Genomic DNA, 18198 nt, shown 5'->3' on the forward strand with positions numbered 1-18198 from the left:
CCGTCCATCATTTCATCCGGCATCCCCGGTGGACTGCCAGGGCGGCACACCGCAGTTACGCTGAGCAAGTTACGACACGGCAGGCCGGGACGGGAGCAGCGGATGTCATCGTTTGGTTCGGCGCGCGCCGATGGCGACAGTTGGGACCTCGCATCGAGTGTCGGGGCCACCGCGACCATGGTGGCGGCGGCCCGGGCGTTGGCCTCCCGCGAACCGGATCCGCTGCTGGACGATCGATTCGCCGAACCCTTGGTACGTGCCGTCGGGCATCCGTTCTTCACCCGCATGCTGGACGGCGAAATACCGCTCGAAGACGACGACATGCCGATGACGTTTCAGCAGCGGCGCGAGCAGATGACGGTGCGCACCCGCTTCTTCGACGACTTCTTCAACGCCGCAACCCGGGACGGCATCCGCCAAGCGGTGATCCTGGCCGCTGGACTCGATGCCAGGGCCTATCGCCTGCCCTGGCCCGAAGGCACAGTGGTCTTCGAGGTTGACCAGCCCGAAGTCATCACCTTCAAGAGTCTGACGCTGGCCCAGATCGGTGAAGAACCTGCGGTCGAGCGTCGCCCGGTTGGCATCGACCTGCGTGAGGACTGGCCGAAAGCGTTGTGCGACAACATGTTCGATACGAGTGAACCGACGGCGTGGATTGCCGAAGGTCTGCTCCCTTACCTTCCGCCGGACGCTCAGGACCGGCTGCTGGACAACATCACCGCACTCAGTGCGCGGGGTAGCCGGCTGGCGACCGAAAATATCAGCGATATGAGCGTCTTCACCGATGAACGTGCCCGGAACATGCGTGCCGGCTGGCGCAAGCATGGGCTCGATATCGACGTCGCCGAACTGGTATGGATGGGTGAGCGTCGGCAGGCCGCCGAATACCTGAGCGCCACCGGCTGGACAGTCACGCATTTCCGTACCGAGCAGCTGTACGCGCAACACGGATTTGCGTTGCCGGACAACGAGATTCTCGCCAGATTCCGCGACACCATCAGCTATATCAGCGCCGAACTGACCTGACTGCGCTGCCGCATCTCCACCGGCGGTGTTGGGTTCTGCCCAGAAGTGGGCATTCCTTGACACGATCATTCGAAAGACCAGGAGGCTTCAGCATGAGCACTGTCCCGTCAATCACGCTCAACGACGGGAAGTCGATCCCGCAATTGGGGTTCGGCGTCTTCCAGATCGAGCCCAATCAGACGGCCGCCGCAGTGCGCACCGCACTCGAGGTCGGTTATCGGCACATCGACACCGCCGAAATGTACGGCAATGAGAAGGAGGTCGGACAGGGCGTCCGCGACGCCGGGGTGGATCGCGCCGAGGTGTTCATCACGAGCAAACTCAACAACGGTTTTCACCGGCCCGACGACGCGCGCAGGGCGTTCGACGCGACGCTGTCGGCACTCGGGTCGGACTATGTGGACCTCTTCCTCATCCACTGGCCGTTGCCGACTTTGTACGACGGTGACTTCGTGTCCACTTGGCAAACGCTCGAGGAATTCGCCGCCGACGGACGTGCCCGCAGCATCGGCGTCTCGAACTTCCAACCGGCACATCTGGATCGGCTCGCCGAGGGCGCGCAGACCGTGCCGGCAGTCAACCAGATCGAAGTGCATCCGTATTTCGCCAACGACGCGGTGCGGGCCTACGGCAAGGCGCACGACATAGCGACCGAGGCATGGTCTCCGATCGCTCAGGGCAAGGTCCTTGACGACGAGGTCATCACAGGCATAGCGAAAGAGTTCGGCAAGACACCGGCGCAGGTGGTGCTGCGCTGGCACATCCAGCGCGGTGACATCGTCTTCCCGAAGTCTGTTTCCGCCGATCGGGTCAGGTCGAATTTCGAGATCTTCGACTTCGAACTCTCCGACCAGCAGGTGGCGTCGATCAGCGCGCTGGATCGCGGCGAGAGCGGTCGCACCGGCCCTCATCCGGACAAGTTCGACTACATCCCCGACTGACCTCGGCCGACGGGTCGGCGGCTACGACTCGGATCGGCGTTCGCGCCACTCCCGCTCAAAGGGCAGCCGCCAGGCGTTCGGCGCGATCAGCTGATGGATCGCGTTAGGGCCCCAGGTCCCCGGCTGGTAGAGCTTGGCGGGTGGCGGGTCGTCGAGCAGATCTTGCGAGCGCTCCCAGAGGGACTCGATGCCCTCGGCGGTAGTGAAGAGCGTGTGGTCGCCGCGCATGGCGTCCAGGATCAGCCGTTCGTAGGCCTCCAGCACGTCTGCGGCGGTGTCGATTTCCTGAGTCGAGAACTGCATGGACACCTTGTCGAGTTTCATCCCCGGGCCCGGCCGCTTTCCGTAGAAGGACAGCGACACTTTGGAGTTGTCGGCCAGATCGAACGTGAGGTGGTCGGGACCTTGGGTGCCCACCCCGGATCCCGGTGGGAACATGGTCCGCGGCGCCTCTTTGAAAGCGATGGAAATGATGCGGATGCCTTCGGCCATCTTCTTGCCGGTGCGCAGATAGATCGGCACCCCCGCCCAGCGCCAATTGTCGACCCCCACCTTCAGTGCGATGAACGTTTCGGTGTCGGAATCCTTCGACACACCGTCTTCCTGGCGGTAGCCGCTGTACTGACCGCGCACCACGTTCGATGTCTTGATCGGCAACATGGACCGGAAGACCTTGTTCTTTTCTTCACTGATCGCGCGCGGTTCCAACGCCGTAGGCGGTTCCATCACGACGAAAGCCATCACCTGGAGCAGATGGGTGACGACCATGTCCCGGTAGGCGCCAGTATTTTCGTAGAAGTTCGCGCGCTGGTCCAAGCCGAGGGTTTCGGGAATGTCGATCTGAATGTGATCGATGAAGTTGCGGTTCCAGATCGGCTCGAACAGCCCGTTGGCGAATCGAAACGCCAAGATGTTCTGGGCCGCCTCTTTGCCGAGAAAATGGTCGATGCGGAAGATCTGCGATTCATTGAAGGTTTCGTGCACGAAGTCGTTGAGTGCCACCGCACTGTCGAAGTCGGTGCCGAACGGTTTTTCCATCACGACTCTCGAGTTATCAACGAGGTCGGCTTCGCGCAGCATGGTGATGACGTCGCGCGCCGCTTTGGGGGGAACCGAGAGGTAGTGCAGCCTCCGCACGTTGTCACCCAGCGTCTCTTCGGCTTTCGCCACCGCACCGGCGAGTGCTTCCGCCCCGGCGTTCTGGGGTACATAGGTGAGTATCTTTGCGAATTCCTCCCACTGTTCGGAAGTGAGTTTGTGGGCGCCGAATTCGTCGATCGCGTTCTTGGCGATCTCCCGGAATTCGTCGTCGGTCAGATCTTCGAGTGACGTGGCGATGATCTGAATGTTGGGCGCCAGTTCGGACTGGTCGAGGTGCGCAAGCCCCGGGATCAGCTTGCGCTTAGCCAGATCCCCTGTCGCGCCGAACAACACGATGACGTGAGGCTCCAGCGGCGCATTGTCGTGGTGGTGGGGACGCGCCTCGGGCGCCGGGTACGAGATAGTCTGCGGTTTTTTGGTGGCCACTCTCGCGATACTTCCATCGTGCGGCGCGATCTGCACGCGGTGGTCTTCAGTTCGTATGATGCGACGGCTGAAAGAGCTTGTGCATGTCATCCGGTTCGGTGCCGGTATCGACGCGGTTGAGGTGCGAGTTCCGCAGCCCCCAACCGTTCGCGCGAAATCGCTTGCTTCGCACTTCTGGTTGGCGGCACGCGTCGGGTGCGCGATTATCTTTCTCGCCACCAGTCGCTTTCGTCAGGCTGAGCGCACCGCGTCGATCGCGCGAAAGATCCGCTGTTCGCTGACTGGACGCGGGGTACCGAGCTGCTGCGCCCACAGGCTCACCCGCAACTCCTCGATCTGACGGCCGATATCGCGGATGTCTCTCGCTGCCGCACGCGGCGCAGACAGGGTCAGCAGCAGCTGTTCGTACGCATCCTGCACGCCGTGCACCCGCCGCATCCGCTCCCGATCCCCCTGTAGTGCCTGCGGCAGTTTCTCGAGCCGGCGCTTGATCGCCGTCAGGTAGCGCGCCAGATCGCCGAGATGCGCCGCCCCGGCGGCGGTGACGAATCCAGCCGGCAGGAGCCGGTCGAGCTGCGCGCGCACATCGGAGATGGCCTCGGCGTGCGCGGCGGGCGGCTGGGCGGGTAGTAGCAGTTGGACTTCTTGCGCAGCCGACAAGACCCTTGCGGTGCGGCCTACGATCTCGATGGTTGCCGTTGCCAGGCTCGCCGCAATCCGCTCCCGCAGTTCGGTGAACGCGTCGCGGGTCCACACGGTCTGGGGTATCAACGCGTCCACGGCCGCATCAGCGCAATCGTCGAGCAGCGCGGCCAGCGAGCCGTCCGGGTTCGTCCCCAGGATCAGTCGCTTTCGTGGATCAAGCTGACGTTCAACGGTTTTCACCGGCGAAGGCACACTGAGCCGTAATAGGCGGCGCAGGCCGGGACCCATCGCGCTCCCCTGCTCGGCGGCGCTGGTGAACACGCGCACGTCCACGGCGGTGCCCGCATCGACGAAGGCGGGAAAGCCTCGCACCGAGCGTCCGTCGACTGTGCGCTCGACCACTTTCGGCAGTTCTGCCATCTCCGCTGGCCAGGAGAGCAATCCCGTTCGTTCCAGCTGGCCTGCGACCGCATGAGCGACCGCTTGACGTGCCGGAGCCGCAAGCCGTTCCTGCAGCACGTGCAGGTCCTTCCCGCGCGCCACTTCGGTGCCATCCGCGGACTCGACGGCGAATGTCACTCGCAGATGGGCCGGTAGTTTATCCAGGTCGAAGGCTTCGACGGGCACTACAACGCCTGTGCGCCTGCGCAATTCGCGCTGCAACGCTGTCAGCAACGGCTCGCCGGACGGATCGATGCCGGCAAGCACCGCTCGGGCGGTGTCAGGAGCGGGAACGAAGTTGCGGCGCAGATCCTTTGGCAGCGAGCGGATGAGCGCGGTCACCAATTCCTCACGCAAGGCCGGTACCTGCCAGGCGAATTCGTCACCTCCCAGACGGGCCAACACGTCGATCGGCACATGCACGGTGACCCCGTCGTCGCTGGCGCCCGGTTCGAACCGATAGGTCAGCGCCAGCTCGGCATCACCCGTCTGCCAGGTGTCCGGGCGATCTTCGTCGGCGGCCGTGCGGTCTGCGCGCAACAAATCATCACGGCTGAAGGTCAGCAGGTCCGGGGTCCGGTGCCGTTGCTTCTTCCACCACCCGTCGAAGTGCCGGGCGGACACGACGTCCGCGGGAATGCGCGCCTCATACAGCGCAAAGACGTCGTCGTCACCGATGAGCAGATCGCGACGACGGGCCCGCTCCTCCAGCTCCTCCAGCTCCGCACGCTGCCGTGCATTGTCGCGGAAGAAGTGATGTCGAGTGTGCCAGTCGCCCTCCACAAGTGCGTGCCGGATGAACAACTCCCGCGCCACCGCCGGTTCCACCTTGGCGTAACCAACCCTGCGGCGTGCGACCAGCGGCAAGCCGTAGAGGGTCACCCGCTCGTAGGCCAGCACCTCGCCGCGCTGTGCGTCCCAGTGTGGCTCGCTGTACGTGCGCTGCACCAGTTCGCCCGCGACTCGCTCGACGATCTCGGGCTGGATGCGGGCGGCCGTCCGTCCATACAGCCGGCTCGTTTCGACCAGTTCGGCCGCGACGACCCACTGTGGCGGACGCTTGGTGAGCACCGAGCCGGGCGCCAGCACGAAACGGGCATTGCGTGCGCCGAGATACTCCCGGGTGTCCTCGCGGCGCATACCCACGTGCGACAGCAACCCGGCGAGCAGCGCCGCGTGGACCTGGGCCGGATCGGCCGGTTCGTCGGACTCCACGACTCCCAAGTCCCGGGCGATGCTGCGCAGTTGCCCCACCAGGTCCTGCCACTCGCGGATGCGCAGGTAATGCAGGAACTCCTTGCGGCACATCCGGCGAAAAGCGCTGCCGGACAATTCTTTCCGCTGACTGCGCAGATATCCCCAGAGGTTGAGGTAAGCGATGAAGTCGGAGTGCTCGTCGGCGAAGCGGGCGTGGCTCTGGCGTGCTGCTTCCTCGCGGTCGATCGGCCGTTCGCGAGGATCAGGGATCGTCAGTGCCGCGGCCAATACCAGGATTTCACGCACACACCCTTCGCTCTCGGCCTGCAGAATCATCCGCCCCAGCCGCGGGTCGAGTGGCAGCCGCGCCAGTCGGCGGCCGAGGTCGGTGATCATGCCCTGCGGGTCGAAGGCGCCGAGTTCCTGCAGCAGTTGCACCCCGTCGCGGATGCTGCGGCGATCCGGTGGATCCAGGAAGGGGAAGTTCTCGATGTCGCCGAGTTGCAGGGCCGCCATCTGAAGGATCACCGAGGCCAGATTCGTCCGCAGTATCTCGGGTTCGGTGTAGCGAGGGCGGCTTTCGAAGTCCTGCTCGGAGTAGAGGCGGATACACACCCCCGGCGCGACCCTTCCGCACCGGCCGGCTCGCTGGGCGGCCGAGGCCTGCGAGATCGGTTCGATGGGTAGTCGCTGGACCTTCAATCGGCGGCTGTACCGGGAGATCCTGGCATTACCCGGGTCGACGACGTAGCGGATTCCGGGCACGGTCAACGACGTTTCGGCGACATTGGTCGCCAGCACCACCCGGCGCCCGGTATGCGCCGCGAACACCTTCTGTTGCTCGGCGGTGGGCAGCCTGGCGTACAGCGGAAGCACTTCGGTATGTTTCAGTCCCGCCAATGCCTCAGCGGTATCCCGGATTTCGCGTTCGCCGGACAAGAACACCAGCACGTCGCCAGGTGGTTCTGCTTCCAGTTCTGTGATGGCGTCGGCTATCGCCTCGATCTCATCGCGGCTTTCGGTACGGATGATCTCGTGGTCGGGGTCGTCAGGATCCTCCGATCCGTCCGTCGAGACGGGCACTTCCAGCGGCCGGTAGCGGATCTGCACCGGATACGTTCGCCCGGACACCTCGACGATGGGTGCTCCCGCGAAATGCGCTGCGAAGCGCTGGGGTTCGATGGTCGCCGAGGTGACGATCACTTTGAGTTCGGGACGGCGGGGCAGCAACTCGCGTAAGTATCCCAGCAGGAAGTCGATGTTGAGGCTGCGTTCGTGGGCTTCGTCGAGGATGAGCGTGTCGTACTGCAGCAGTCGGCGGTCGCGCTGGATCTCGGCGAGCAGGATGCCGTCGGTCATCAGTTTGATCAGGGTGCGGTCGCTGACCTGGTCGGTGAACCGCACGGTGTAGCCGACGACATCGCCGAGCGGGCTGTGCAGTTCGTCGGCAATGCGTTGCGCTACGGTCCTTGCCGCCAGCCGGCGGGGCTGCGTGTGCCCGATGGTGCCGCGCACACCGCGGCCGACGTCGAGGCAGATCTTGGGCAGCTGCGTCGTCTTCCCGGAGCCGGTCTCACCGGCGACGATGACCACCTGATGGTGACGGATGGCGTCGCTGATTTCTTGACGCCGCTCGGTGATCGGGAGGTCGGGGTAGCCGATCGTCGGCACGGCCGCCTGGCGGGCGCTCACCAGTGATTCCGCGGCGGCGACCTGCTTGGCCAGCTGACGAAGCTTGTCGGGCTGGGCACCGCCGCGCAGATTCTGCAGACGCCGACGAATGCGGGTGGCGTCGCGGATCGTCAGCTCGTCGAGGCGCCTGCGCAACTCGCTGACGGTCGGATCGGCCACCCGGGCCAGAGTAGTGGTCGGCCGAGCGGGGTTAGGTTGGTCTCATGGCTCCGAAAATTGCGACAGCGGACGTCGTGGACTCTTCTGAATTGCTGGAGTTCATCCGGCCCCGGCACCGGATGATCCTGACCACCTTTCGCGCGGACGGCTCCCTACAGAGTTCGCCGGTGACCGGTGGAGTCGACGCCGAAGGCAGGGTGGTCATCGCGAGCTATCCGCAGCGTGCCAAGAGTGTGAACATCCGACGGGCGGGCAGAGCGAGCGTGGTCGTGCTCTCCGACGAGTTCAACGGGCCCTATGTACAGCTCGACGGCGACGCCGAGGTCATCGACGGACCGGCTGCCGTGGAACCTCTCGTCGACTACTACCGGGCGATCGCCGGTGAACATCCGGACTGGGACGGCTATCGCCGCGCGATGCGTGATCAGAACAAGTGTCTGCTGCGCGTGACCGCGCGCCGGTGGGGTCCGGTGGCGACGGGCGGTTTCCCGCCGAAATAGAGCGCGCGGGTCACCCGGCAGGCGGTAGCACCGGCGGGCGGCACACGTTGGCGGCCGGGTCCCACCACTCGCCGTTCTGGCAGTTCAGTGGCTGCGGCCCGACACCCAGGGGGCGGCAGACATTGGCCGTCGGATCCCACCACTGACCGGCCTCGCAATCGAGCGGCTGTGGTCCAACGCCCAAGGGCCGGCACACTTTACCGGTGGGGTCCCACCACTCGCCGTCGGCGCACTGCGCCGAACTGATGGCGGGCGTCGCGACCGTCACGACCGCCATCGGTGCCAACACCATGGCGGCAACGGATATCAGCCGACAAAGCATCGTCCACATTGCACACCTCGTCTCACGCGAGCGAATCGACGCACTCAAAGCCCGTTTTTCCCCTCCCGGGGCGGTCCCAAACTCGTCAACCGGAGGAAACCGACCGGTTCAGTGAAGCCTTTGAGCGCGACCGTCTCGCGGCGCTGGGGCACCGCAGCCAGGATGTCGCGCACCGCCGGATCGGCGGCGATTGCCTCGGACAGCACGACGTCCTCGCCACGGCTCTGGCCTTGCAGGCGCGCGGCCATATTGACGGTCGAGCCGAAGTAGTCGAGGCGGTCATTGAGCGTCACGACGACGCTCGGTCCGGTATGGACGCCGACCTTCAACACCAGATGCTCGGCGCCCTGTGCCGACGAGGCGATCCGGTTTTGCATGGTCAGCGCGGCGCGCACCGCCTGTGCGGGGTCGTCGAACGCTGCCATCACCGCGTCGCCGATCGTCTTGACGATCGCGCCGTCATGATCACGGACGACCTGAGCGAGCAAGGTGAAATGCTCGCGCACCAGGTTGTACGCCGCGGCATCGCCGATCCGCTCGTAGAGCTCGGTCGAGCCGCGCAGATCGGTGAACAGCAGCGCGACCTGACTCACGCCCGCATCGTCACCCGGCCGCAGGGTGGCCTCGGCGAACAAGTCGCGAAAGGCCTGCAGGGAAATGACTTCCGGTGCAGTCAGTGCCTGGCTCGTCCAGGTGCGCTCCTCGATCAGGGCCGCCAGTTCGAAGCCGGCGTCGTTGACGAACCGCACCATTCCGGGTTGGTCATCCGGCTCGGCGAGCGGTTCCACACCGGAGGCCGTGAGGCGCAGACCGGGGAAGGCACCCGCTCGGTGTTCGACGTCGACGGCGGCACCTGGGTGCAAGGTGCGCAGACGATAGGAGCCGGCAGGCAGCTCGACCGCCACCGTACGTCGCTCCCCCGGCTTCAGCAGGACCTGCACCGCCACATGCTCGGTGCTCATAGGGCCGGAGAGGCAGAAGTCGCCCTCGCGCAGGGGACGCACTGTCGGTGACGGTGTGAACGTCAGCTCGACATTGCGCTCGAACTCGCGGTCGTAATCGATGTTGCACGACGAACAGTGCGCGCCGTGCGGTAGGTCGGCAAGCGACGGCACACTCACCTTGGCCCCGCGGCAGTTGGGGCACAACAGATCCCATTTCATGCTGAGCAAACCGGCCCGCACCGCGGCGAAACACGCCTCCGTTGCGGCGCGCGTCGGCACCCCCAGTTCGCCTGCCAGGACTTTGGGCCGCAGCCGGTGCAGGTCGGCCGCCATGCCGTGCAGCACTTGGTCGGCGAGGCGATTGCCGAGGCCGTTTCCGTACGGGCCGCTGTCTATTTGGTGCGCCATTGCGGTGGCACGTTCGCGCGCCCCGTGCGGAAGTGCCGGCTCCGGCAGCACGAACGGTGTCACCCGTTGCTGGTCACCCCGGGCGAAAGCGACCGCCTCGAGGACGCGCCGTCGTACGTTCTCCCCGGCCTGCGCCGCGAGGCGCGCGCCGAACAGGCGGCCCGCCATGTTCAACGGCTCCCACTCCAGTGCATAGGAGACGCGCGAGCCGCCGTGGCCATCCGGCTCGATATAGAAGTCCGGGCCGAAGCGGCGGAACGGCCCCTTGCTGAACACACGGGACTGGCGAAAGTGCCGACCGGTGACCCATTCGTAGGGCTTCTCCTCCCACTCCAGCGCGAAACCGGCGGCTTTCCCGCGACCCCGACGCAGGATCGTCCCATTGGGTTGCGGTGTTTCCTCGAGCGTGTAGGGCGGCAGACCCAAGGCCTCGTTGAACCGGTTCGTGTCGGCCAGCACCGGCCAGAGTTGCTCCGGGGGCAGGTCGAAAGTCCAGGTCCACGCGCGACGCATGGATTGGAACTTTAGACCCGAGTCGCCCGGCCGGGGTCTGAAAAATCGATCGTCAACTTCCATCGAATACACAGAAGTATATAATGCTTGACTGTATACGATACGTGTATGTAGCATTTGGACACGGGTCGCGGCGATCAGGGCCCGCTCCGAACCGAACCCCCCCCACCTCACCGAGAGAACTCGATGAAAGTACAAAGTGCGCCTACGACCGAATGGTTTTCCGTGGTAGATAGCAAGTTGTCGCCGCAGATCCGCGAGCTGATCCGCCAAGGTGCCTGGATCGCTCTCAACCCCACCCCCGAGTGGTTGGACGAGCTTGACCGGGCAACGGTGGCCGGCAGCTCAGCCATCGCCGGGGATCCCACTCTGGCCGCAGCGGTCAGTTCCTCCAACCGGGCGAGCCTGGTGCACTTCGCCACCAGCCACTTGCGTGATCCGGGCGGCGTCGTGTCCCCCTATCTGGGCCCGGAGCCGCTGCGCATGGCTCGCATTCTGGTCCGCCGTGGTCTCGGCGCCTCGGCGCTGGACGTCTACCGCATCGGCCAGAACGTGGCCTTGCAACGCTGGATGGACATTGTGTTCGACTTGACGTCCGACCCCCACGAATTGCGTGAGCTGCTCAATGTGGTCACGCGTTCGGCCAGTGACTTCGTCGACGTCACGCTCGCGGCCATCGCCCGGCAGATAAAGCTGGAGCACGACGAGCTTGCCCAGGGGGCGATCGTCGAGCGGCGCAAGATCGTGGAGTTCATCCTTGACGGTGAGTCGATGAACCACAAACGGGCCGAAGCGCGATTGGGCTACGCGCTCAACGGTTCTCACACCGCTGCCATCGTGTGGTGCGACGAGGGGGACAGCGACAGCCGCCTGCTGGACCGGACGATCGCCGCGCTGGGCCACGCTGTCGGATGCCCGCAGCCCTTCACCGTCATCGCCAGCGAGGCGACCCGGTGGGTGTGGCTGAAAGACATCGCGGAGGTCGAAGCCGAGCAGGTCCGTCGTGTGCTCGAAGAAACGCCCAAGCTGCGCATCGCGATCGGGACCGGTGCGCGAGGTGTCGACGGATTCCGTGCCAGCTACGAGCAGGCCCTCACTGCACAGCACATGATGGTGCGGCTACGGGCACGACAGCAGGTCGCGTTCTTCGAGGATATTCAAATGGTTGCCCTGCTCACCCAAAAGCAGGAGCAGGCCCACGATTTCATCAACCACACACTCGGGGCCCTGGCCTCGGCCGGCTCGGTGCTGCGTGACACTCTGCTGACGTACATCAACGAGCAGTGCAACGCCGCCCGCGCGGCTCAACAGCTCTACATCCATCGCAACACGTTGTTGAGCCGACTCGACGCCGCGCAGCGCTTACTGCCCCGGCCCTTGGAGCGCACGACCGTTCGCGTCGCGGTCGCTCTCGAAGCCCTGAAGTGGTTCGGTAACCACGATCAGGACCCCAGTTCGACCGCTGATTGAGCAGCGCCGGCTGACCCCGCCGCCGGGTACCCGAGCCGCCGGCTACGCCGTCGCTGCGCGTGTGCCAGGATCTGGGGCATGACTGCACGCAGCCTCGCACGAATCTCCGGTGTCTTCGTCATGATGACGTGGGCACTCCTGACCGTGCCCATCGCCAGCCCGACCGTTGCCTCGGCCGACCCGTGCGCCGACGTCTCGATCGTCTACGCTCGCGGCACTCACCAGGAGCCGGGGCTCGGCAATGTCGGCCAAGCGTTTGTCGACTCGCTCACCTCGCAGTTGGCCGGGCGCTCGGTCGAGGTCTATGCGGTCAACTACCCCGCCAACGACGACTACCACAACAGCGCCACCAGCGGCGCCGACGACGCCAGTGCCCACGTGCAAGGGACCGTAGCCGGCTGCCCCAGCACCAAGATCGTCATGGGCGGGTACTCGCAGGGTGCGACCGTGATCAACCTGGCCACCACGCAGATGCCGGGTCCGGTCGCCGACCATGTCGCCGCGGTCGCCTACTTCGGCGAGCCATCCAGCGGATTCTCCAGCGCTCTGTGGGGCGGCGGACCCCTGCCGACCATCAACCCGCTCTACAGCGGCAAGCTCATCAGCCTGTGCGCCACCGATGACCCGATCTGCACCGGCGGCGGCAACATCATGGCGCACGTCTCCTACATCGAAAACGGAATGACGACCCAGGCCGCTACCTTCGCCGCCAACCGGGTCAAGTAGCTTCGCCGACCGAGCGCCCGAGGAAGGCCATCAGCCGGGCGGTTGGCGTCGCACCGTGCGGGGCAGGTTGCGCCGGTCCGAAGGCCCCGGGACGACGAAGCCTGTCTTCTGGCACCGACTCCACCAGCTGACGGCACAGTGCCAGCAGGCCTTCGGGTAGTTCGATGTCCCGGCCGAGCGACCGGTGCACGTCCCAACTGTGCAAGGCGAGGTCGGTCACCGGAAAGGTCATGGCCTGGCGCAGGGGCACCTCACCCGCTGGCGACACCCGTGGTGCGGCGAAGTCGGCGCCCGGAAGCGCTTGCCCGAGCAGCGGCCGGCTGGACCCATCGTACGAACGCCGAGTAGACGCAAAATCGCGCTGGAGCATACGCTCCAGCACGATTTTGCGGCTGCTCGCGAAGGGTAGGTGACGTCAGTGCGGGAGCAGGCGCTGCTTTTGCTCGATGAATTCCGCTTCGGTGAGGATTCCGGCGTCGCGCAGTGACGCCAGCTCGCGCAGTTCGGCGGCGATGCTGGTGATCGGGCCCCCGGGCAGTACCGGCGCCGGCGCCGGCGTCTCCTCTGTCACCCCCGTCGCCTCCGCCGTTGCCGGCGCGCCGCGCTTGGCCACCCCGAGCCGCTCTTTGGTGCGCGGACCACCGGACCCGCCGGTGCCGACGGTTCCGGCCAAGGCCCGGCCGGCCATGCCGGCGACCGCCATCTGGCTGAACAGCGCACCGGCGCCTTCGGCGGATGCCGCCTCTGCGGCGGCGCCGACACTGGCTGCCGGTGACGTCAGTGCGGCCAGGCGAAAGCCCGGAGCGGTGGTGGTCCAACCCGGCGGCACCCTCAGGCCGCCGACGGATCCCGCCTCACCCAGGCCCGCCGACACCGGTGAGCCGAGGTTGGTGATGACAGGGAATTGGGTCGGGGGCACCGGTGCCGACCCTGGCCAGGACTCGATGCCTGCCCAGCCGCTGACGATGTCATCGGTGTGAACCCCGATGTGGTAGCCGCCGATGTCATACGGGAGGGCTGTCGTTCCCACAATTCCGTCCAAAGTCCCGCTGATGAGCCCCGCGCCGAAGTCGAGGAGTGTGACGATGTCGAACGGCGAAACGGCTGCGGCCGGAGCCGGGGTGGCCAGCGCGGCCAAGGCGTTGGGCACTGCGGCCAACGCCTGCTGCACCGAGGAGACGGCGTTCTGCACCTCTCCGGCGGCAGTTCCAGTGGCCTGGCTGACCGCGGCTGCTTGTGCGGGCAACCCGCTGGAATCGGTGGTGGATGCAGGGTCGGCAAACGGTGTCAGGGTGGTCGCGGCGGCTGATGACGCCGCATAGCCCTGCATGGCCGCGGTGTCCTGCGACCACATCTCGGCGTACTGGGTCTCTGTGAGTGCGATCAGCGGCGTGTTCTGGCCGAAGAAGTTGGTAGCTATCAGGGTCATCAGCAGGCTGCGGTTGGCCGCGACCACCGGTGGCGGCACGGTCTCGGCGAATGCGGTCTCGTATGCGACGGCCGCCGCTTTGGCCTGGTCAGCGGTGTGCTCGGCCTGCATCGCAGTGACTCTGAGCCACGCGATATAGGGGGCCGCCGCCGCTGCCATGGCCGCGGACGCTGGGCCGATCCACGGTCCGGCGGTCAAGGTCGTGACCACGGACTCGTAGGCACCGGCGGTGGAGTGGAGCTCGGCGGACAGCTCGTCCCACGCCACCGCGGCGGCCAGCATCGATCCAGAGCCGGGCCCGGCGTACATCAGCGCCGAGGTGACTTCCGGCGGCAACAACGCGAAGTCCATCACGCTTCCTCCGATCGGTGTGGTCGGCTGGCAGACGCACTCCGGTGGCACCAATCCAGCCCGGCCCCGAACCCCCGCAGGAGCCTATGAGCGGAAATCACCTCGTAGCGTTACACCAGAACAACATCTCGTTGCCTGCTGTTTGCACAGCCTTTACCAATAAAGCACATATTTGGCCCGCTACCGAAATGCCGGTCCACTGCATGCACGCGCGAAGCTATCGCTCGAATTCGAGATAGTGCCGGATCTCCTCGGCCGCCGCCTCCAGGTTTCGGGAGACCAGACCGCGTCCCAGCCACTCGCTCAGCCGGGCGATACCCAGACCGGTTGTGGAAAACGTCAAGGTCAGAGTGAGCCGGCTGCCGTCGTTGTCGGGTTCTACGAGCGCCGCAAACGAATGGCGCGTGCCCTGCACCGCTCGCCACTTCAACAGGCTGCCGGTCGGAGGTGTGATCAGCACGCGGCCACCGAGTTGGATGGTGCCACTGTCCATATAGACGTCCCACAATTCTCCGTCGTCACGCGCTTTGACGAAGCGGCACCGACTGAAGGTGGACACGTGGGGAAAAAGAGCGTGCGGGTCGGTGATGAAGGCGCCGCTCGTCTCGAGCGGGCAGTCGATATGGCGGGAGACGGTGACGGTTTGAGTCATGTCACCGGATCATCGGGACGATGGTCTTGCTGGCCAGCTTCGACAGCCCGACTTGCATGACGCTGGTGACGTAGGCCAGAGCGTGGTCCCAATCCGGATCCTCGCCGAATTTGGCGCGCACGTCGATCGGGTCGAGGACCTGCATGCGGATCTTGGCCGGAAGGGGAAAGTGCGGCAGCGGGAGCGGTGACAGTCCCCACGGGATGCTCAGGGTCATTGGCATGCTCTTGACTCGGGCGATCTTGTCCAGGCGCAACAGCTGCGCCGTGCGGCGGCCGTCATTGAGCACGATCAACGTGTCATGTCCACCCGTGGCCACCACCGGCACGATCTTCACATTGGACTTGTGGGCCAGTCGCAGGAATCCCTTGCGTCCCGAGAAAATGATCTTGTTGCGATCGCGCCACGGGCGCAGAGCCTCCACGTCGCCACCCGGGTAGACAAGCGCTGAGCCGCCGCTGTCGAAAATGCGCTCGGCAAAGGAATTGGCGGCAGGGACTACGCCGAGCTTCCGGGTCAGTCCGCCGATGACCGGCGCGGCGGTGACCGTGTCGTGTGCCAGCGCATAGAGCGGACGGCCCTCGACCGTGAAGTAGGTGTTGTAGGCCAGCAAAAAGATGAAGGTGTCCGGGGTTGCGCCGCCACCGCTGTGGTTGCCGACGAACAGCACCGGTTCATCGGGCACGTTCTCAAAGCCGTGTACCTCGGCTCGGAACCACACGGTCGAGGCCAACCAGAGCGGAGGCAGCACCGCGCGAATGAACTCCGGATCGCGATGGCGAAGTTCTTTGGGAAGTCGTTGCCGAGTCATCTCGATGAGACTAAACCGATTTGGCGCCATTTCACCGCAGGCTCCGCAAACGTGAACCCGGCCCGGCCCGAGCCCACGGAGAAGTCCGAGCGTGTGGGTTCGCGCTCGCGGCGGTGGTTGTCGTAGCTTGAGACGGGATTGTCCTAGCTTCGGCCGGTTCAGCAGAGCAGCCGGTGTAGAGCTCGAATCGGGAGCGACGTGCCCGTGTTGGAGCATCGGGGTACGCGCCTCCCGATCGGTCTGGGTTCGGTGCGCACCGTGACAGCGGGTGGCGGTGATCAATGGGGGTGCGTTTGCGTCGATTAGCTGATCGAACTATAATCTGGACACATGTCCAGTTTGCTGTCCCGTCGTTCGCGGGTGCGTTGACAGCAATGAGATTGGCGCCTTTGCGCGGTCGATCGCTGGCGGCGAAGGGTTGAGTATGCGAATTGCTCTGCTGTCCTACCGGAGTAAAGACCACTGCGGAGGGCAGGGTGTCTATGTGCGGCATCTCAGCCGCGGCCTGGTCGATCTGGGGCACGAGGTAGAGGTGTTCTCCGGTCAGCCGTATCCGGAGTTGCTGGACCCCCGGGTGCGCCTGACAAAAGTCCCAAGCCTCGATCTGTACCGCGAGCCGGACCCCTTCCGGGTGCCGCGGCCGAGCGAAATCCGCGATTCGATCGACGTGCTCGAACTGGCCACCATGTGGACGGCAGGGTTTCCCGAACCGCGCACCTTCACACTGCGGGCGGCGCGGCTGCTAGCCGATCGCGCGGGCGATTTCGACGTCGTACACGACAATCAGAGCCTGGGCACCGGGCTCCTCACCATCGCCGACGCCGGGATGCCCGTAGTGGCCACCGTGCACCATCCCATCACCCGCGACCGGCTGCTCGACCTTGCTGCCGCGCCTTGGTGGCGAAAGCCTTTGGTGCACAGATGGTATGGCTTCTCGCGAATGCAGAAGCAGGTGGCGCGCCAGATCCCCGACCTGCTGACGGTCTCGTCGTCTTCGGCTACCGACATCGTCTCGGACTTCGGGGTCTCCCCCGAGCAACTGCACGTGGTGCCGTTAGGGGTAAACACCGAACTGTTCAAGCCGGGGTCGTCGCCGCGGCAGCCCGGCCGGGTGATGGCGATAGCCAGCGCGGACACTCCGCTCAAGGGTGTCAGCACCTTGCTGCACGCGGTAGCCAAACTCCGCACCAGCCGCGATCTGGAGTTGCGGTTGGTCGCCAAAGTGGAAAGCAACGGTCCCACCCACAAGCTCATCGCCGAGCTGGGTATCTCCGACATCGTCCACATCGCCAGCGGCCTGCCCGACGCCGAGCTTGCCGCTCTGTTCGCATCGGCAGAGGTTGCGTGCATTCCTTCGTTGTACGAAGGCTTTTCGTTGCCGGCGGTGGAGGCGATGGCGAGCGGGACACCCATCGTCGCCAGCCGCGTCGGTGCGCTGCCCGAAGTCCTCGGCACCGATGGCGCGTGCGCCGAACTGGTGGCGCCCGCCGATGTGGACGCGCTGACCCATGCGATCGGGCAGCTTTTGGATTCACCGGACCGGCGCCGCAGCCTGGGCGAGGCGGGACGGCGGCGCGCGGTCAACGTCTTCAGCTGGGACGCGGTGGCCGCTCAAACCGTGCAGGTTTACCAGCAGGCGATCGAACGTCGTGCCCATGAGGGCGGACCGCGATGCTGACGGTTGATTTCGAGCGGCTGGGAATCGGGCCGGACACCAAGGTCATCGACGTGGGTTGTGGCGCCGGCCGGCATGCCTTCGAAGCGTATCGGCGCGGTGCGGATGTGGTGGCCTTCGACCAGGACGCCGCCGAGCTCCGTTCGGTGGACACCTTGCTGCGCGCGATGGCCGAGACTGGCGAGGCGCCACAAGCGGCTTCCGCGAAAGTGGTTCGTGGCGACGCGCTCAACCTGCCCTATGCCGACGAGACGTTCGACTGCGTGATCGCATCGGAGATCTTGGAGCACATACCCGAAGACGACGCCGCCATCGCCGAACTGATCCGGGTGCTCAAAGTCGGTGGGACACTGGCTGTCAGCGTGCCGCGGTGGCTTCCGGAGCAGGTGTGCTGGCTGCTGTCGGAGGAGTACCACAGCAATGAGGGCGGCCACGTCAGGATTTATCGGGCCAGTGCGCTGCGTGACAAAATCGCGGGTCGCGGAATGGAATTGACGCACACCCATCATGCGCACGCCCTGCACTCGCCATTCTGGTGGCTCAAATGCGCTGTGGGACCGTCGAACAACGATCACCCGGCGGTCACCGCCTACCACAAGCTGCTGGTGTGGGATCTGATGCAGCGACCCAAGATCACGCAACTGGCTGAGAATGTGCTGAATCCACTTGTCGGCAAGAGTGTCGCCATGTACTTCACCAAGCCGCAGTCGGTGCACAGCAATCCTGCGCAGGGGTATTCGGTTGCCTCGGGATAACGACGCGCCGGGTG

At 65.4% G+C, this 18198-nt stretch carries 15 protein-coding genes; 7 read left to right on the forward strand and 8 right to left on the reverse strand.

Annotated elements, in window-relative coordinates:
• The first annotated feature begins 102 nt into the window (after positions 1-102).
• Positions 103-1026, forward strand: coding sequence for a class I SAM-dependent methyltransferase (locus QXK92_RS03385; RefSeq protein WP_306240250.1), 924 nt, complete (start codon positions 103-105; stop codon positions 1024-1026).
• A 92-nt stretch (positions 1027-1118) separates the two neighbouring features.
• Positions 1119-1967, forward strand: coding sequence for an aldo/keto reductase (locus tag QXK92_RS03390; protein WP_306240251.1), 849 nt, complete (start codon positions 1119-1121; stop codon positions 1965-1967).
• Between the two features lie 21 nt (positions 1968-1988).
• Here QXK92_RS03390 and zwf read toward each other — a convergent pair whose 3' ends face one another.
• Together zwf and hrpA are read right to left on the reverse strand one after the other, a co-directional pair.
• The gene (gene zwf, locus QXK92_RS03395) at positions 1989-3494 is read right to left on the reverse strand and encodes a glucose-6-phosphate dehydrogenase (RefSeq protein WP_306240252.1); all 1506 of its coding nucleotides are present in this window, start codon (positions 3492-3494) and stop codon (positions 1989-1991) included.
• A gap of 231 nt (positions 3495-3725) precedes the next feature.
• Complete coding sequence (gene hrpA / locus QXK92_RS03400) at positions 3726-7637, reverse strand: ATP-dependent RNA helicase HrpA (RefSeq protein WP_371934534.1); 3912 nt, start codon at positions 7635-7637, stop codon at positions 3726-3728.
• A 35-nt stretch (positions 7638-7672) separates the two neighbouring features.
• Here hrpA and QXK92_RS03405 point away from each other — a divergent pair, with 35 nt between their 5' ends.
• Entirely contained in the window at positions 7673-8128 is a 456-nt protein-coding gene (locus QXK92_RS03405; RefSeq protein WP_306240254.1) for a PPOX class F420-dependent oxidoreductase, read from the forward strand.
• A 10-nt stretch (positions 8129-8138) separates the two neighbouring features.
• On the opposite strand, the gene QXK92_RS03410 is transcribed toward QXK92_RS03405, so the two are convergent.
• Together QXK92_RS03410 and QXK92_RS03415 are read right to left on the reverse strand one after the other, a co-directional pair.
• Complete coding sequence (locus tag QXK92_RS03410) at positions 8139-8459, reverse strand: hypothetical protein (RefSeq protein WP_306240255.1); 321 nt, start codon at positions 8457-8459, stop codon at positions 8139-8141.
• Positions 8460-8494: 35 nt separating this feature from the next.
• Positions 8495-10315, reverse strand: a complete 1821-nt coding sequence (locus tag QXK92_RS03415; protein ID WP_306240256.1) for an adenylate/guanylate cyclase domain-containing protein — start codon at positions 10313-10315, stop codon at positions 8495-8497.
• A gap of 225 nt (positions 10316-10540) precedes the next feature.
• On the opposite strand from QXK92_RS03415, the gene QXK92_RS03420 reads away from it, so the two are divergent.
• Complete coding sequence (locus tag QXK92_RS03420; protein WP_306240257.1) at positions 10541-11785, forward strand: CdaR family transcriptional regulator; 1245 nt, start codon at positions 10541-10543, stop codon at positions 11783-11785.
• Positions 11786-11863: 78 nt separating this feature from the next.
• The gene (locus QXK92_RS03425) at positions 11864-12511 is read left to right on the forward strand and encodes a cutinase family protein (RefSeq protein ID WP_306240258.1); all 648 of its coding nucleotides are present in this window, start codon (positions 11864-11866) and stop codon (positions 12509-12511) included.
• On the opposite strand, the gene QXK92_RS03430 is transcribed toward QXK92_RS03425, so the two are convergent.
• The 4 genes from QXK92_RS03430 to QXK92_RS03445 form a co-directional block, all read right to left on the reverse strand.
• The gene (locus QXK92_RS03430; protein ID WP_306240259.1) at positions 12504-12881 is read right to left on the reverse strand and encodes a TIGR03086 family metal-binding protein; all 378 of its coding nucleotides are present in this window, start codon (positions 12879-12881) and stop codon (positions 12504-12506) included. The genes QXK92_RS03425 and QXK92_RS03430 overlap by 8 nt on opposite strands.
• Before the next feature lie 45 nt (positions 12882-12926).
• Positions 12927-14291: a PPE domain-containing protein gene (locus QXK92_RS03435; RefSeq protein WP_306240260.1), complete on the reverse strand. Its 1365-nt coding sequence runs from the start codon at positions 14289-14291 to the stop codon at positions 12927-12929.
• 217 nt (positions 14292-14508) lie between these two features.
• On the reverse strand, positions 14509-14943 hold the full coding sequence (locus QXK92_RS03440) for an SRPBCC family protein (protein ID WP_306240261.1): 435 nt from the start codon (positions 14941-14943) through the stop codon (positions 14509-14511).
• A gap of 1 nt (position 14944) precedes the next feature.
• On the reverse strand, positions 14945-15754 hold the full coding sequence (locus QXK92_RS03445; RefSeq protein WP_306240262.1) for a lysophospholipid acyltransferase family protein: 810 nt from the start codon (positions 15752-15754) through the stop codon (positions 14945-14947).
• Between the two features lie 424 nt (positions 15755-16178).
• Between QXK92_RS03445 and QXK92_RS03450 the strand changes: the two genes are divergently transcribed.
• Both QXK92_RS03450 and QXK92_RS03455 read left to right on the forward strand, forming a co-directional pair.
• Entirely contained in the window at positions 16179-17432 is a 1254-nt protein-coding gene (locus QXK92_RS03450; RefSeq protein WP_306240263.1) for a glycosyltransferase family 4 protein, read from the forward strand.
• A complete protein-coding gene (locus tag QXK92_RS03455) occupies positions 17426-18184 on the forward strand; it encodes a class I SAM-dependent methyltransferase (RefSeq protein ID WP_306240264.1) in 759 nt (252 codons plus the stop codon). Before QXK92_RS03450 ends, QXK92_RS03455 begins: the two co-directional genes overlap by 7 nt.
• The last annotated feature ends 14 nt before the right edge of the window (positions 18185-18198 follow it).

The sequence above is a fragment of the Mycobacterium sp. TY815 genome, from assembly GCF_030755135.1.
Lineage (GTDB): Bacteria > Actinomycetota > Actinomycetes > Mycobacteriales > Mycobacteriaceae > Mycobacterium.

Bases quoted from the DNA above. Each gene is read 5' to 3' on its own strand.
- QXK92_RS03385 (WP_306240250.1), top strand. From the start codon at position 103: ATGTCATCGTTTGGTTCGGCGCGCGCCGATGGCGACAGTTGGGACCTC.
- QXK92_RS03390 (WP_306240251.1), top strand. From the start codon at position 1,119: ATGAGCACTGTCCCGTCAATCACGCTCAACGACGGGAAGTCGATCCCG.
- QXK92_RS03405 (WP_306240254.1), top strand. From the start codon at position 7,673: ATGGCTCCGAAAATTGCGACAGCGGACGTCGTGGACTCTTCTGAATTG.
- QXK92_RS03410 (WP_306240255.1), bottom strand. From the start codon at position 8,459: ATGTGGACGATGCTTTGTCGGCTGATATCCGTTGCCGCCATGGTGTTG.
- QXK92_RS03415 (WP_306240256.1), bottom strand. From the start codon at position 10,315: ATGCGTCGCGCGTGGACCTGGACTTTCGACCTGCCCCCGGAGCAACTC.
- QXK92_RS03425 (WP_306240258.1), top strand. From the start codon at position 11,864: ATGACTGCACGCAGCCTCGCACGAATCTCCGGTGTCTTCGTCATGATG.
- QXK92_RS03430 (WP_306240259.1), bottom strand. From the start codon at position 12,881: ATGCTCCAGCGCGATTTTGCGTCTACTCGGCGTTCGTACGATGGGTCC.
- QXK92_RS03435 (WP_306240260.1), bottom strand. From the start codon at position 14,291: ATGGACTTCGCGTTGTTGCCGCCGGAAGTCACCTCGGCGCTGATGTAC.
- QXK92_RS03440 (WP_306240261.1), bottom strand. From the start codon at position 14,943: ATGACTCAAACCGTCACCGTCTCCCGCCATATCGACTGCCCGCTCGAG.
- QXK92_RS03445 (WP_306240262.1), bottom strand. From the start codon at position 15,754: ATGACTCGGCAACGACTTCCCAAAGAACTTCGCCATCGCGATCCGGAG.
- QXK92_RS03450 (WP_306240263.1), top strand. From the start codon at position 16,179: ATGCGAATTGCTCTGCTGTCCTACCGGAGTAAAGACCACTGCGGAGGG.
- QXK92_RS03455 (WP_306240264.1), top strand. From the start codon at position 17,426: ATGCTGACGGTTGATTTCGAGCGGCTGGGAATCGGGCCGGACACCAAG.